The organism is Nocardia sp. NPDC049149, assembly GCF_043197455.1.
In the GTDB taxonomy this organism is placed as follows: Bacteria; Actinomycetota; Actinomycetes; order Mycobacteriales; family Mycobacteriaceae; genus Nocardia.
Genome location: NZ_JBICTD010000003.1, coordinates 754703 through 768313 on the forward strand (window position 1 = coordinate 754703; position 13611 = coordinate 768313).

13 protein-coding genes are annotated in these 13611 nt (G+C 65.8%); 3 read left to right on the plus strand and 10 right to left on the minus strand.

Annotated elements, in window-relative coordinates; genetic code table 11:
- Positions 1–51: 51 nt before the first annotated feature.
- Positions 52–597, plus strand: coding sequence for a hypothetical protein (locus ACGFNJ_RS14285; RefSeq protein WP_393447197.1), 546 nt, complete (start codon positions 52–54; stop codon positions 595–597).
- 22 nt (positions 598–619) lie between these two features.
- Here the strand turns inward: ACGFNJ_RS14285 and ACGFNJ_RS14290 are convergent, their stop codons facing one another.
- The 3 genes from ACGFNJ_RS14290 to ACGFNJ_RS14300 all read right to left on the minus strand — a co-directional run bounded on the left by ACGFNJ_RS14290 (position 620) and on the right by ACGFNJ_RS14300 (position 4708).
- Entirely contained in the window at positions 620–3208 is a 2589-nt protein-coding gene (locus tag ACGFNJ_RS14290) for an AAA family ATPase (RefSeq protein WP_393447199.1), read from the minus strand.
- Between the two features lie 94 nt (positions 3209–3302).
- On the minus strand, positions 3303–3851 hold the full coding sequence (locus ACGFNJ_RS14295) for a hypothetical protein (RefSeq protein ID WP_393447201.1): 549 nt from the start codon (positions 3849–3851) through the stop codon (positions 3303–3305).
- 14 nt (positions 3852–3865) lie between these two features.
- On the minus strand, positions 3866–4708 hold the full coding sequence (locus tag ACGFNJ_RS14300) for a glutamate ABC transporter substrate-binding protein (RefSeq protein ID WP_393447203.1): 843 nt from the start codon (positions 4706–4708) through the stop codon (positions 3866–3868).
- 292 nt (positions 4709–5000) lie between these two features.
- On the opposite strand from ACGFNJ_RS14300, the gene ACGFNJ_RS14305 reads away from it, so the two are divergent.
- A complete protein-coding gene (locus ACGFNJ_RS14305; protein WP_393447205.1) occupies positions 5001–5378 on the plus strand; it encodes a hypothetical protein in 378 nt (125 codons plus the stop codon).
- A gap of 302 nt (positions 5379–5680) precedes the next feature.
- Here ACGFNJ_RS14305 and ACGFNJ_RS14310 read toward each other — a convergent pair whose 3' ends face one another.
- From ACGFNJ_RS14310 to ACGFNJ_RS14330, 5 genes are all read right to left on the minus strand, one after another.
- A complete protein-coding gene (locus ACGFNJ_RS14310) occupies positions 5681–6601 on the minus strand; it encodes a transglycosylase SLT domain-containing protein (protein ID WP_393447207.1) in 921 nt (306 codons plus the stop codon).
- A 330-nt stretch (positions 6602–6931) separates the two neighbouring features.
- On the minus strand, positions 6932–7354 hold the full coding sequence (locus ACGFNJ_RS14315) for a hypothetical protein (RefSeq protein WP_393447209.1): 423 nt from the start codon (positions 7352–7354) through the stop codon (positions 6932–6934).
- 3 nt (positions 7355–7357) lie between these two features.
- Complete coding sequence (locus tag ACGFNJ_RS14320) at positions 7358–7687, minus strand: hypothetical protein (RefSeq protein ID WP_393447211.1); 330 nt, start codon at positions 7685–7687, stop codon at positions 7358–7360.
- A 96-nt stretch (positions 7688–7783) separates the two neighbouring features.
- Positions 7784–8518 (minus strand): MerR family transcriptional regulator, encoded by a 735-nt coding sequence (locus ACGFNJ_RS14325; RefSeq protein ID WP_393447213.1) that lies wholly within the window; start codon positions 8516–8518, stop codon positions 7784–7786.
- Positions 8519–8657: 139 nt separating this feature from the next.
- Complete coding sequence (locus tag ACGFNJ_RS14330; protein ID WP_393447215.1) at positions 8658–11024, minus strand: tetratricopeptide repeat protein; 2367 nt, start codon at positions 11022–11024, stop codon at positions 8658–8660.
- 217 nt (positions 11025–11241) lie between these two features.
- Between ACGFNJ_RS14330 and ACGFNJ_RS14335 the strand changes: the two genes are divergently transcribed.
- Positions 11242–11694 (plus strand): hypothetical protein, encoded by a 453-nt coding sequence (locus ACGFNJ_RS14335; RefSeq protein WP_393447217.1) that lies wholly within the window; start codon positions 11242–11244, stop codon positions 11692–11694.
- 63 nt (positions 11695–11757) lie between these two features.
- Here ACGFNJ_RS14335 and ACGFNJ_RS14340 read toward each other — a convergent pair whose 3' ends face one another.
- Positions 11758–12705 carry an EamA family transporter gene (locus ACGFNJ_RS14340; protein WP_393447218.1) on the minus strand — a complete coding sequence of 316 codons (948 nt, stop codon included), beginning with the start codon at positions 12703–12705 and terminating at the stop codon, positions 11758–11760.
- Positions 12698–13561 (minus strand): prephenate dehydrogenase, encoded by an 864-nt coding sequence (locus tag ACGFNJ_RS14345; protein ID WP_393447220.1) that lies wholly within the window; start codon positions 13559–13561, stop codon positions 12698–12700. Before ACGFNJ_RS14345 ends, ACGFNJ_RS14340 begins: the two co-directional genes overlap by 8 nt.
- Positions 13562–13611 lie beyond the last annotated feature (50 nt).

Genomic DNA, 13611 nt, shown 5'->3' on the forward strand with positions numbered 1-13611 from the left:
CTGGCAGGCCTCGGCCCGAAGGTCGACCGCTTCGTCGCGAGGTTCGACCCCGTGCTGGCTCAACTGGCCCGCGATCTCAAAGCAGAAGGATGGACAATTCGTTATGGCCCGAAGGGCCAAGGCAGTTGGACTCGACACGACCTCCGCGTGATCGAGATCGATCTCGCGCACCACAACGACGTGCTGATGACCGTCAGAGTCCTGGCCCATGAAATCAACCATGCTCATCCCAGTGGCTATCACCCGAAAGAGATTCCGCTGGAGAACACCACGAAGGACGACTGGGTGATCGCCAACATACTGGAGCGTTTCAAGTCCGAGGGCGATGCGGACATAGCGGCACGCGACTCACGTCAGTGGATTATCGACCACGACGGACCCGATATCGGAATATCAACGAACACAACGGAAGTGAACGCAATTTACGCGGAATACCGCAGCGGTGCGAAGACCAGAGAAGAGGCCGCCGAGGAAATCGGCTACATCTACGGCACCTCGCCGGTGACCAACGGCGTCGACTCCAAGCGCTTCACCCAATTCGATTCCTATAGCAAGGAATACGACGCCAAGTGGGACGACCTCGTCGGCGACGACTGACCTCGCTCGACGACGACACCGATCACCTGCTGCGCGGACCTGGCTCGGTGCGTCCGCTGCCCGCGGATCTCCTGGTCGGTCGCTCGGCCGCTTCGGCGCGTACCCGCTCCAATTCCGCGCCTGGAACGAACCGGATGATCTCACCGCGCGAGGTGATCATCAGTTTCTGGAAGATCGTAGCCATTTGCGCATCAACGGTTTTGAACGATTTGCCCCGGCGCGCGGCGATCGCGGTGTTCGCGAATCCCGCGGCCGCCAACAACGCGACCTCCTGCTCGGCGGCGGTCAAACCGTCCCACGGCACCGAGCTGTGCGCGGGCCTGGTCCGGCTGCGGCCGAGCCGGTCGAGGTTCAGCAATCCCAGTGCGAGCGAATGCACTTCCCTGCGTTCGGGCCGCAAACGCTCGCCTTGACGCACCGCCGCTTCGTACTCCTCCGAGCCCAACGCGCGACGAGCGACGTCGATCGCATGGTCGGTCGCATCCGCGAACGGACCGAGTCCTTGAATCTCGATGCCTATGCTGGCAAGCAATGCGCGAGTTCCGCCGACCAGACGGGCGATTTCGATGCTCGGCGGGCCGATCCCTGAATCGCCTGCCTCGGTCATGTCGGCGACCACCCGCGCCAACGTCCACATCCGGACGTGGACCGCCCACACTGCTCCCCACTGATCACGAATCTCCAGCTGGCATGCCAACGCCGTGCGCCCGATCGTCAACGCGGCGTCGGTATTTCCCTGTCTGGTCGACGCGACCGCCCACGCCAGCTGCGCCCACGAAATCGCCGCTTCGGCGCCTGCGCGCGTGGTGCGGTCGAGGTGGCGCTCCGCGATCTCGACCGCTTGGTCGACGGATCCGACCAGGCCCGCGGCAAGCGCCTCGAACAGCTCGGCCACGGCGGCGGCGCCGTCCCTGCCGAGCACCAGGTACTTTTCGCTTGCTCGGCCGAGCACGCCGATGGCGCGCGGGTCGCGGTCGAGCATCATCAAGGCGACACCCAAGAGGAAGTCGAACGGTGCGAGCAGCTCGACTCGATCACACTCGCGACGCCAGTCCGGATCGGGAATCACCATCGCCAGGCACGCCTGCAGCGCGTGCTCGGCGTCCGCGCGCCTGCCCTGGCAGAGCGCCACCCAGCAGATCAGGGCCTGCGCGTTGATGTGGGTCGCCACATTCTCGCTGGTGGTCTGGCGCGCGGTGTCCAGCGTGTGCTGCATCCATTGCCTGACCTCGCGCAGCGATCCGCGCACCATCGGCGCGCGCAACGCGATCAGGCCTGCGGCCAGCTCGACACCGACCGCGGCGTCCTCCGGCGTAGCGAGACTGGCTTCGATCGCGATGCGCAGGTTGTCCCACGCCACCCGCGCCCAGTCGACCATGCCCTGGCCCGCCGGGCTCAGCCAGTTCGTCTGTGCGTCAACCACTTTGGTCCGGTAGTGGAACAGGTGCCGCCGTTGTAGCCGCCGCCATTCCTGCGGTGCCCGCTCGTCGAGGCGTTCCCGCACGAAGACCCGGATGCTCTCCAGCAGTGAATACCGCACGATGTCCGCGCCGAAGTGCACCGTCACCAGCGACCGGTCCACCAGACGGCCGAGCAGCTCTTCGATCTCGTCCTGTCGCAGCATCGGTTCCGCCGCGTCCGCCTCGTGCTCGCCGGGCGGCCGATCCGCGCACACCTCTTCGATGGCAGCCAATTCCGCCCCGACGGCGCTGCCGTCCTCGTCGTCTTCCGGATTCGCCTCGTAACCGGCGGCAAAGACGGACATGCGCTGCAAGAGGATGCGTTCCTGCTCGCCACACAGCTCGTAGGACCAGTCGATGACATCGCCCATCGCTCGATGCCTGCTGTCCACGCCGGTCTGCGGTCCGTGCGACCACCGCAGTCGACGATCATCGGCGGATCCGCTCAGCTCACGCAGCACTCCAGGCAACGGCTGGTACCGCAATCGAGCCGCGGCCAACCGGAGGTAGAGCGGGTGGTAGTGCACGTGCCTGCAGATGTCGGCAATGGTCTCGGCGTTCTCGATGCCGAGCGGCATGCCCGCGGCCGCCGCCCGCTGCTGGAACAGCTCGGTGGCCTGGTCGCGGGTCAGCGGCGGTACCACAACCAATCCCTCGTCGACCCAGCCGATCGCCTCCCGGCTGGTAGCCAGAATCGTCAGTCCTGGAACCGATTCCAGCAACTCCGCGATCACCTGACCCGCCGCGGCGAGCACGTGCTCGCAATTGTCCATCACCAGCACCGTCGGGACAGCGCCGTCGGCTGAGCTGAGGCCGATCAGATTGTCCACCAACACATCCCACGCGGATCGGTGGGAGAAGTCGAGCTCGACAACCGCCTGCGCGACCTCTTCCTCGACCATCGCCACGTCGGCATCCCGCGCCAACCGCGCGAGCCGCACCCAATAGATCGCGGCGCCGGTGTCGTGGCGGTAGCGCCGCATGGCCTCGGTCGCCAACCAGGTCTTCCCGATACCGCCGGAACCGATCAGCGTGACCAATCGGACCGACTCGGACAGCAGCGCCGCAATCTTCGCCAATTCCCGGTCCCGGCCGACGAAACCCGCGGCACGGTGAGATCGACCGCGGCTTCGTTCGAGACTGTCCGCCATGCGCCGGAGCATAATCGCCCGAGGTCACCACGGGGTTACCTTTGCCGACACGCGGCGCGTCCGCCGACTCGGGCGGCAGTGGCCCGACCGCAGGCTAGGTCAGTCTGTCCTGCACATCTGTCAGTGTCCCTGCTACGCGAGCCACGAGCATCGCCTCGATCCATGGCAGCAGGAACGGGCCGCGCACCACGGCGAGCGCTTCGGTCAACACATCGATGTCCACCCATATCGCCAGCAAGGTGGCATGGACCGAACCTTCCATCCCCGCGATCTGCCGAGGCACGGCGGCGCTGTGCCGGTTCAAATACCGCGTGTATTCCTGTAAGTCGGCGATGCGGTGCTGGTAGCCGGTCGCCAGCTCGGAGGTACCGTCGGGGCTCGTCACCCCCGCCCAGTTCAAGAGGTTTCGGATATCCGGTATCGCAGGCGGTCCCGACGTTGTCGAGGACATCAGTTCCTCGAGCACCAGTCGCAACCAGGCCTCGGCCATGTCGACCACAGCCCCGAACGCCAGTGAAAGACCAGGCGGGCGTGGGAGATTCACGAACGCCGAATTCCGCAGCGGCGGCGGTGACGAATCGGGCTCGGTGGGCTGTTCGCCCGTGGTCGCGAAACCTTCGGTGATCACCCGGAATTCGCTCATCCGCCGCCGCCAGCTCAGTAGCGGTCGACGACGGGCGGCGTCAGCGTCGAACCGCTGAGCGGGCCGATCGTGGTCTCGAAGGCCCGTTGCCACGAGCCGTCGGCGACCATCTCCTCGATCGCATTGTTGATCTTTTCGCGGGTGTCCCGGTCGCCCTTCTTCAGGCCGATGCCGTACTTCTCGACGCTGAACGTGGGGCCGACCAGCTTCAGTTCGCCCGGCGCCAGCCCGGCGTACCCGGCGAGAATGATGTCGTCGGTGGTCACCGCGTCGACCGCACCGCTTCTCAGCTGATCGACACACTTCGAGTAGGTGTCGAGTTCGAGCAGCTGAATGTCCTTGGCGTAGTTGTCCTTGATGTTCTGCACCGGAGTGGAGCCCTTGACCGAGCAGACCTTCCTATTGCCGTTCAACGACTCGACGCCGGTGATATCCGTGTTCGTCATCCGCACCAGCAGCGCCTGTCCCGCCACGAAGTACGGCCCGGCGAAGTCGACCTTTTCCTTGCGGCCCTCGGTGATCGAGTAGGTGCCGACGACGAAGTCGACCTCGCCGTTCATGATCATCGTCTCGCGTTGCGCCGACGGCGCCTCTTTGAAGGTGATGTCCGCGGGCCGGACACCCAGTTTGCCCGCCACATACTTGGCGACCTCGACGTCGTACCCGCGGAACGAACCGTTGGCGTCGCGAATGCTCAGGCCAGGCTGGTCGAACTTGATGCCGATGGTCAGCTTGCCGTCCTTCGCTTGACTGCCTCCGGTCCCGGCGTCATTGCCACCACCGCATCCGGTGGTCGAGGCGGCGATGGCGATGGCGACGGCCCCGATACCGAGGCGTAGTGCATGGCTGATCCTCATCGAATGCGCTTCTCTCTCATGGTGAGTCGCGAGGCCGGAGCGGTTGGCCGGCCGCGAGTGGTACGCCATCTTCACCTGTCGAGCCCGGTACCCGTATCGAACGTCTTCCCGTCGGTGGGAAACCGAGTCGAGAAAGCCGACGTCGCTGCCGTTCGGCGGCCCTTTCCTTACCAGCACCGAGAAGTGGGCGCCGACACATCATCGCTCCACCAACTATCGTGCCATTAAATAACGGTACGATGAGCAGTGATTAGGCGTTTCCGACGAGTCCTGCTCGCGATGGGAGACCCTCATGTCCACGACCACCACCCGCAAGACGATGGCACGTCTGCTGGTCGCCGCCGCGATCATCGGTTCAATGACCGGGGTAGCCGCAACCCACGCACCGGGAATTGCGGATGCCAGGCCCGAATCATCGTCCGACGGCAACTCGAACAACTCGGACCGGCCCGAACGGCGCACCGACCCGCTCGGCTACCACAGCCCCGCAGTCGACGCCAGGGACCGTGCGCAGATCGACCAGAACCGGCGCGACTACTACAACCAGCAGCGCTCGCGGCAAGCACAGTCAGGCGGACGCGACTCCGACGGGCAGACCCCCACCTGGACTCGCGTGCAGCGGCCCGACGGCAGCTGGTACGTCTGCAAGCCCAACGCCGCGAATTGCTGAGTCGGCGCACAGAATCCGCCGTAGTCGAGGCGACGGCCAGCCCGCCTGACCGCCTCGTCGACGCGGTCGCCGCGCACCGCGACAGTGTGAGTCGCGGTCTTCGCTAAGCCTTCCGCTGTGCCGCGGGGCGATCGCGGCCGATCGAGCGACTCCGCCCGAAACGGCTCACGATCAGGCATCGCCGCCGAACCCCGCCGGGCACGTGACGGCGCACATATCCATGGGCGCCGACAATGGTGCCTGAGCACGGTGCCGCCATTGATTCACGGAAGCTACGGCCTGGTGCGCGAACGGCCCCAGGATCAGTACCCCATCGGAGACCGACCGGCGTCGGCCTGCTGCACGTTCGCGGTCAGGTTGCTGCCGTCGCGGCTGACCTTCCACCGTTGCATGACGTAGTTCATGCTCGCGGCGATGTTGGCGGTGGGATCGGTGATCGAGTTCGACGTGCCCGCAACGTGATAGCTCGCGAACGTGCCAGGAATGGTCTGGGTCAAACCCTGAGACGGGATGCCTGCCCTGGCGTTCGAATCCGTCAGGTTGATGGCGTTGACATTGTTACCCGATTCGCGCTCGATCAGCACGAGATAGCCTTTGGTCCAATTCGCCCGTGCCACTGGATCGGTGATGCCGAGCTTGTCGAGCGCCTGGCCGATGTAGGCCTCCACCTCCGGCCGACTCAGTACGTGACGTTGACGGTTCCCCGAAGCGGCGGCGCTCGGATCGATCTTGTCGGTGTACGTGCCGTCGTACCCGCTCGCACCGCGCATGGCCCGGCTCGGACCGGCCGCGCGGGCAGGCTGCGAGCTCGGCCCGGCAAAACTCATCGGTGCGGAATTCGTCGGCGCGGAACCATTGGATACGGGAACGGTGTTTGTCGGCCGCAGCGGGAAATTGTTCTGACCGCTGATATTGCGTGCCTCGTTCTGCATGCGCGAGTGGGCATCCGTGACATGTTTGTGCACCTCGGCGACGGCCGCATACACGGCGGCTGTCAATTTACTCTCCGTTGCCGCAGATAAATACTTCTGATCTTTTATCGGTGGCGGCGCGGAATCCAGCACGTCATTCAACTGCTTGATCGTCAGCTGTATTTTTCCCCAAGCTTCCTCGGGTATGGTCCCGACGACATCTTTCGACGTGTCGACCACCTTGTCCTGCTCACCGAATCTGGTTTTGAGGTCACTCAGTTCCGTCACCTCATTGCCGAGTTCGTCGACCATGACGGACTGACCGTCGCCATCGAGGAGCCCACTCTTCCGCAGCACCTGAATCGTGCCGGAAGTCAGGCCGGGGTTGCCCGCACCGAGCAGATCGACGGAGTCCTGCATCTGCCGCTCCGAGGAATCGATCACCGAAAGCAGCCCTGGCGTCGCCGCTCCTGGGCGGTGCAACGCCACCTTTCTGGCGCGTACGGCGATCGTTTTCATCGTGGCCCATTCTGCAGCTAGAACGTGTCGATCTGCAGCATAGCCCGGCTATGTGTCATTCCGGCCCGACCACTACCCAACCCTGGGAATGGCGTAACAAAGACAATCGGCGTCAGTTTCCGATCATCGAACGGGACGCTGCCAAGAACTACCGCCGATAATGAACTTCGCGGTAATCGAGCCGTCGGTTCTCTTGTCACCGTGCACGAATACGGTATCGCCGACCCGCACATCGGAAAGATGATTTCCGCCGATCATCAAAACTTTGGTGTGCACCGTGGCATACACAATCGTCTCGGCACCGAGGAAACCAGCGACGGTGATCATGGCGCCATTATTGGTGAGCACTTTTCCCGCGGTAACGCCGAAATCGATCGGCGGGTTGCTTGTCATCACCGACCGGCTCGCGGCGACCGAGGGCGCGGGCTCGTCCCTGAGGAGACAGCCCGCGATCACCGCAAGCACGAGAAGGCAGATGCCGATGACAACGGAGAATGCGATGCCGTGGCGCGGCCGTTCGCCGTCCGGATGACCGGAGGTGGTCATCGATCAGTACGCGCTGCCGGACCACCACGACGAGTACCCGCCTGGGTACCCGCCATACCAACCGCCTGGGTACCCGCCGTACCAACCGCCTGGGTAACCACCTCCCCACCACGGTGGCCGCAACGGATACCACGGCCCGGGGCGCTGAATCTCGTGCGTCGCGCCTGCCTGCTCCGGCTCGACCACCACAGGTTCGATCGCCATCGGTTCAATAACTATCGGTTCGGCATGGGCCGAGGCGGCGACCGTGATAGGCGCCGCGGCGAGCGCGACCACCACTGCGATCCGCGCGACCATCGACCACGACCGGTTGACTCGATTGGCTGCATCCATGGAGTTCCTCGTTTCGGTACGCATCAGCCACCTAAGTGACCCATATAACGTACCGCTACCTAGCGGAACATTCAACAGTGGACCGACGCCATCGGATCAGGATTCCGCGAGCACCTCAGCGAATTCGGAATCGAGCTCCAGATACCGGACCAAGAGCCGGTGCGTGAGGTCGGCGGCGGCCCGGCCCGGCGCCGAGGTGGCCACCGTCAGTCGACGCGCGAGCTCGGCGCGATCGTCGGGGGTTCGCTCGGAGGATCGGAAGTCCTGCCCGGCAGTCCGATCGAACAGGTCGGCGCACCGCCGCGCAATGCGCTCGCAGTCGGCCCGTAATCGCTCGACCTCGTTGAGCACCTCGGTGTGCGGAACGCCCGCCTCGGACAACTCATCCGCGAAGCGAACCAGTTGCCGATCGGCGACGCGGTAGGTCGTCGCGTCGACCGGTTCGTACAGCCCGGCCTGCACCACCCTGGCCAGCCCGTTGGGCACGTCGCTGTAGAGCTCGCCGAGCGCGGTCGCCGCGATGGTGTCCGCGCCGGACGCAATCGTCAACTCCGGCTCGTCACCCTCACTGACACCGAGGATGTCGCCGAGATCGTCGCCACGATCCCACGCCTCCAGCAGTTCCCTGATCCCGTTGAGCTTGATGCCGCGCGACAACAGGCGCGAGATCGTGTGCACCCGGTTGAGATGGTCGGTGCCGTAGTACCCGGTGCGCCCCTTCACCTGCGGTGACGGCAGCACTCCTCGCTCGTGATAGACGCGCAGGGCTCGCACGGTCGTCCCGGCCTCGCGCGCCAGTTCATCGATCGTGTATTCAACACCCGCGGTCATACACAAAGGAAACCACATCCGAGGGTCCATGTGCGCTCGGCATCCCGGTCGGGCAGCACGTATTCCCAGCCGTATCCGGCACGCACACAGCGCCGAACGCACCGCAACTCGAAAGATCGCCGACGACCGGCGCGCGCGCTCACCAAACCGTCGTCGGACGCAATTGATTGGCCAGATCGACGAGCCGATAGCGGTGCAGCCGATCGGGTGCGGTCCTGGCCAACGCGCGCAGCCCGAATTCCAGGCCGCGCTGCATGCCCGGTTCGTTGAACGGGAATTCGAAGAGGGACGGGTCGGGGTCCTGTGGGTGATAGCCCGCCCGGAACCATTCCAGGGCGGCGCCGAACACGATGATGCGCAGTTGCAGGGCCCTCGGCTCGTCCGGCAGCGCGAGCAGCCTGGCCGCCGCCTCGCCGAAATCGGCCTCGGTGATGTCTTCGATCGGCCGCGAGACCGAGAGCACACAACCGGTCAGGCGGGCCAGTGCGTAATTGCGTGATGCCTTCGGCACCCGATCCAGCACCGCGACAGCTGCATCCGGGTCGGTCGCCGCGAGCATGCGGGCCAACCCGAACGCCGCGCTCACCACGCCGTGGTTGGTGCGCCACACGGTCCGATAGTGCTCGACTCCCGCGCGCCGCCACCGGTCCGCCTCGGCGGGCCCCGCACGCTGGAGCACCAGTTCGGCGCAAGCGGCCAAGGCCAGCGGCGGCGCGATTTCACCGGGCACCGCCGTGTGCACGGTGTCGAACAGCCGATACGCGCCGTCGTAGTCGCCGCGCAGCAACGCGGAAACGCCTGCGTACCAATCGAGGCGCCAATCGGCGTCGTAGGTGGGACGCAGCTCGGCGAGCAGCGACGCGGCCGGGTCGTACTCCCCCAGATCCAGGTGTGCCCGGATCGCGGTGAGCGCGCTCTCCAGTTCGAAAGACGGTGGGGCGGAAATCGTTCCCGTTTCGATCCGATCGCGGGCGCGGCGCACCGCGTCGATGGCCCGCTGTGGATCACCGTGCAGCAGCGTCGACAGCAATTCGGCGCTCGAATCCTCGCTGTCGATCAACGGCACCGGCAGCGCGGCGATCACGCTCGATACGTCGAGGCCGGGGGCTCGGTGAATGCCGTCCACCATGCCGTCGGTCTCACCGAGCAGCGTGTCGGTGCCGAAATCGCCTCGTAGGCTACCGAATTCGATCGAGGCCTGCGGGTGCTCGCGCTCGGAGTCCACCGCAAGCACCATCCTGAGGACGCCGCCGAGCTGACAGTACATCGAGTACGCAGAGGGAAAGCGGCTCAGCGGATCCGGGTCGGTCGCGCGCTTGAGCAGCCGGTGCAGGAACGGGTAGCGCCGCAGCACCGCATGCTGCTCCAGCGCGGGCAGCTCGTGCACATAGTTGCCGTCGGGACCGATCGGCACGGGCAGGGTCAGCACCGCGAGCGTGCGGCCCACCGCGTAGATATCGGATTCGACAGTGGGTCCGGTGGTGGTGATTTCGGGCGCCTGATAGCCCGGCGTCCCGTAGAGGCTGCCGTAGGACTCCATGGCCGCCACCGCACCGAGATCGATCAGCTTCACCTCGTCCTGGCTGACCATGATGTTGTCGGGCTTGAGATCGTTGTAGGCCAGGCCGAGCGAATGCAAATAGTCCAGTGCCGGAAGCACTTCCATGACATAGGCGATGGCCTGGGCCACCGGAATCCGCTCTGGCGCGTGCTCGTCAAGCAGCTTACGCAGCGATCGCCCGCTCACGTACTCCATGACGATGTAGCCGTCGGGCACCCCGCGCGCGGAGCGATGCTTGACGAAGTTGTAGATCTTGACGATGCCGGGATAGGCCATCTCGGAAAGGAACTGCCGTTCGGCGAGCGCGACGACATGCGCTTCGAAATCGAGGGGATTCTGCAACCCCTTCAGCACCACCCACCGATCGCTCACGTTGCGATCGACGGCGAGATAGATCCAGCCGAGCCCCCCGTGCGCCAGGCAGCCCTGCACCTCGTACTGGTCGGCGACCAGCTCACCCGGTTCGAGCAGCGGCCGGAAGTTGAACGGCGCACTACATTTCGGACAGTCGCCGACCACCTGCCCGGGCTGCGACTCGGTCGTCCGGCCGATGGGTTCGTCGCATTTCCAGCAGAAGCGTTTGCGCTCAGGGACTTCGGGGTTCGGCAGCAGCACGGTGCGCGGATCCACCTCGGCGCTCTTCGGCAGCTGCACGAGACCGGCGCCGAGGCGGCGCCCGCTCGGGCGTGAGCGGCCGCTGCGTCCCGAGGACGGTTCGGTGCCCGGATCAATCGCACCCGAGGTGGCCGCCTCCAGTACCGGCTCGGCCGCCACCAGCGGCCGCGTCGCCCAGGGATGCGAGAGCCGCTGGGCGACATCGAACTCGGACGGCCTGCGACCACCCCAGGGATGGGTTTGCCTGCGCGACAGCATGGTTCGGCGCGTCCGCCGATTCGCCCATGGATGCAGCAACGGGCGGTCGGTTCCGTTGGGGTGTTCCGGCATGCGAACCTCTCGAACCCGCGGACTGAATCGCTGACTGATTGTCGTTCGGTCGCCGTCGATGCGCGCACGCCGAAGCTCCCACCACTGGGAATGCGCTAGCGGATGCTGCCTGGACCGGCGGAAACCAGCAGGTGAGCGGCTACCGATGCACCTGCGGTACCTACGGCCGCACGCTCGAAGCAGCCGAACTTTTCACCAAGGACGTTGTGAGGAAGATATGTCCACCTTCGCCATCCCCTCCGTGTCGGAGATGTGCGCACGGTACCGGGCCGACAACGGCTTCGATGCCGCCGTCGACGACCACGGCCAGATCCTGCTGCGGACCGGCAGCGTCGATGGCATTCAGCTGCCGATCGGCCTCGCCGAACGCGTACTGGGGGAACTGATGCGCCGCGATCTGCCGACGCCGGTCATCGCCAATCGCCGATCGGATTTCTGGATGCTGCTGACCCAAGGGGCGCGGGCAGCCGACCGCTCGGTGCCGCGCTTCGGCGCGCTGTACCGGCATCGCGTGCTGATGACCGCCGCGGGAGCGTTGATCACGCTGCCCGGCCCTGACTACCGGATCCGGTACTGGGAAGTGGCGCCGCACGACACCCGACGCCCCCCGTTCAACGAGCTCGTCGAGATCACGCTGCGACTCGCGCACTGCATGCCCGAATCGGCCTGAATCGAGCGAGCGGGACCGTGCTTGGGTGCTTAGGTAGCTCGGCCATAAGCACCCACCCGGCCATCAAGTCCCGGCGTGATACGGGTGCCTGATCCGGTGGGCCAGCGGCGCGAGCCCGCTCGGCATCCGGAGCTGCCACGCCGCGCCGCGCTGCTCCAGACCACCGAACTGGGCGGCGAGCACCAGCAGAATCCCGGAGATTTGCAGGAAGGTCAGCCGTTCCCCCGCGAACGACCAGCCGAGGGTTACCGCGACCACCGGTCCGAGCAACATCAATCGGGACGCCGTCGTCGCCTCAACCCCGTGGAAGAGGCCGCCGAAGAAGAAGGCGAAGGCCACCGCGGTTGCCGCGATCGCCAACCAGGCCGTCGCGAGGAATTGGTCGTAGGTCAGCGTGGGTGGTGGTCCTTCGAGGGCACCGGCCAACGGCAGCAGAATCACCCCGCCCGCCAGCATCTGCCACGCGACCGCACTGACCGGGTGGGTGTTGGGCGGCACGCCCCAGCGGCGGGTGAGCACCATGCCGGTCGACGAGAACAGCGCGAGCGCGCCCGCCGCGGCGACGCCGACGACGTCGAGCCTGGTGTCGCCGCGCAGGACCAGGAGCCCGACGCCGAACAAGCCGAGTAGCGGCACCGTGAATTGGCGCAATCCGACCCGCTGTCCGAACATGAGCACGATAAACGGGACGACAATGCATTGCGCCGCGGAGATCGTGGCGACCACCCCGCCGGGCAAGCGATGTGCGGCCAGTGCCTGCATCCCGAAGAAGCCACTGAAGTTGAGCACGCCGAGCACCGTCATGCGCGACCACCAAATCCCGTGTGGCAGTGCAGGACGAATGGCGATCAGCAGTAGTCCGGCGGGAAGTACTCGGAATGCCGCATTCCACAGCGGCAACGGCGGAAGCAGTTCGAGTGCGAGAAACGCGGTGCCGAACAAACACGGTCCGGCGGCGCACGACAGCAGCATGGCGGATTCGCCGTGTAGCACGACGCGATGATTAACCATGGTCGGCTCCGCGGTGCTCGCCGATCAGCAAGGCGCGACCGGTGTTTCCGCGGCGCAGCAGTGCGGTCATCGCGTCGGCGTCGGAGCCCAACGCCTGCGAGACCGCCGTCAAATCGGCGGCGATTTCCGACAGCACCTTCGAGACCTCGGTCGCGTTCGCCCGAAGTATCTGGGTCCACAGCGCGGCGTCCCCTGCCGCGATCCGCGTGGCGTCCTTGACCCCGGCGCCGCAGAGCCCCAGCATCGCGTCGTCGGCGCTGTCGAGGCTGGCCGCGAGCGCGGCGGCGATCACGTGTGGCACATGCGAGGTGCGCGCGACGATGCGATCGTGCTCCGCATGCGCCATCATGATCGGCCGCGCTCCCGTCATTCGAACCACATCGATGACGGCGCTGAGGGTTTCGGCGCTGGTGGTGGCCAGCGGTGTCAGCACCCAGTTCCGGTCGCGGAACAGATCGGGCCTTGCGCCGGCCGGTCCGGATCGCTCGCCGCCCGCCATGGGATGCCCGCCGAGATAGGTCGTCAGATCACACCCCATGGCCTCGGCTTCGGCCAACGGCGCTGTTTTGACGCTGCCAACGTCGGTATAGGCGCGAGCCAGCTTCTTTTCCTGAATTTCCGCGAGCACCGCCGCGATGCCCGTGGGTGGCACCGCAACCACGGCGAGGTCGACCGCGGTCGACGGTAGGCCGAGAATCCCGGCGCCCCGGGCGGCCGCAGCGGCGGCGGCAGCGGGATTCCGATCATGGAGATAGGTGCGAATGCCTTGATTGCGTAGCGCCAGCGCGACCGAGGTGCCGATCAGACCGGTGCCGATCACCGCAACCGTGCGCGAATTGTCCGTCCGTGTATTCATGGTCGTGAACCACACATATCGAACCGACATGGCGCCAAACCAGCGGATGC

Coding starts and splice junctions, on each gene's coding strand:
- ACGFNJ_RS14335 (WP_393447217.1), top strand. CDS start 11,242: ATGTCCACCTTCGCCATCCCCTCCGTGTCGGAGATGTGCGCACGGTAC.
- ACGFNJ_RS14320 (WP_393447211.1), bottom strand. CDS start 7,687: ATGGATGCAGCCAATCGAGTCAACCGGTCGTGGTCGATGGTCGCGCGG.
- ACGFNJ_RS14315 (WP_393447209.1), bottom strand. CDS start 7,354: ATGACCACCTCCGGTCATCCGGACGGCGAACGGCCGCGCCACGGCATC.
- ACGFNJ_RS14300 (WP_393447203.1), bottom strand. CDS start 4,708: ATGAGGATCAGCCATGCACTACGCCTCGGTATCGGGGCCGTCGCCATC.
- ACGFNJ_RS14345 (WP_393447220.1), bottom strand. CDS start 13,561: ATGAATACACGGACGGACAATTCGCGCACGGTTGCGGTGATCGGCACC.
- ACGFNJ_RS14325 (WP_393447213.1), bottom strand. CDS start 8,518: ATGACCGCGGGTGTTGAATACACGATCGATGAACTGGCGCGCGAGGCC.
- ACGFNJ_RS14295 (WP_393447201.1), bottom strand. CDS start 3,851: ATGAGCGAATTCCGGGTGATCACCGAAGGTTTCGCGACCACGGGCGAA.
- ACGFNJ_RS14310 (WP_393447207.1), bottom strand. CDS start 6,601: ATGGTCGACGAACTCGGCAATGAGGTGACGGAACTGAGTGACCTCAAA.
- ACGFNJ_RS14330 (WP_393447215.1), bottom strand. CDS start 11,024: ATGCCGGAACACCCCAACGGAACCGACCGCCCGTTGCTGCATCCATGG.
- ACGFNJ_RS14305 (WP_393447205.1), top strand. CDS start 5,001: ATGTCCACGACCACCACCCGCAAGACGATGGCACGTCTGCTGGTCGCC.
- ACGFNJ_RS14290 (WP_393447199.1), bottom strand. CDS start 3,208: ATGGCGGACAGTCTCGAACGAAGCCGCGGTCGATCTCACCGTGCCGCG.
- ACGFNJ_RS14340 (WP_393447218.1), bottom strand. CDS start 12,705: ATGGTTAATCATCGCGTCGTGCTACACGGCGAATCCGCCATGCTGCTG.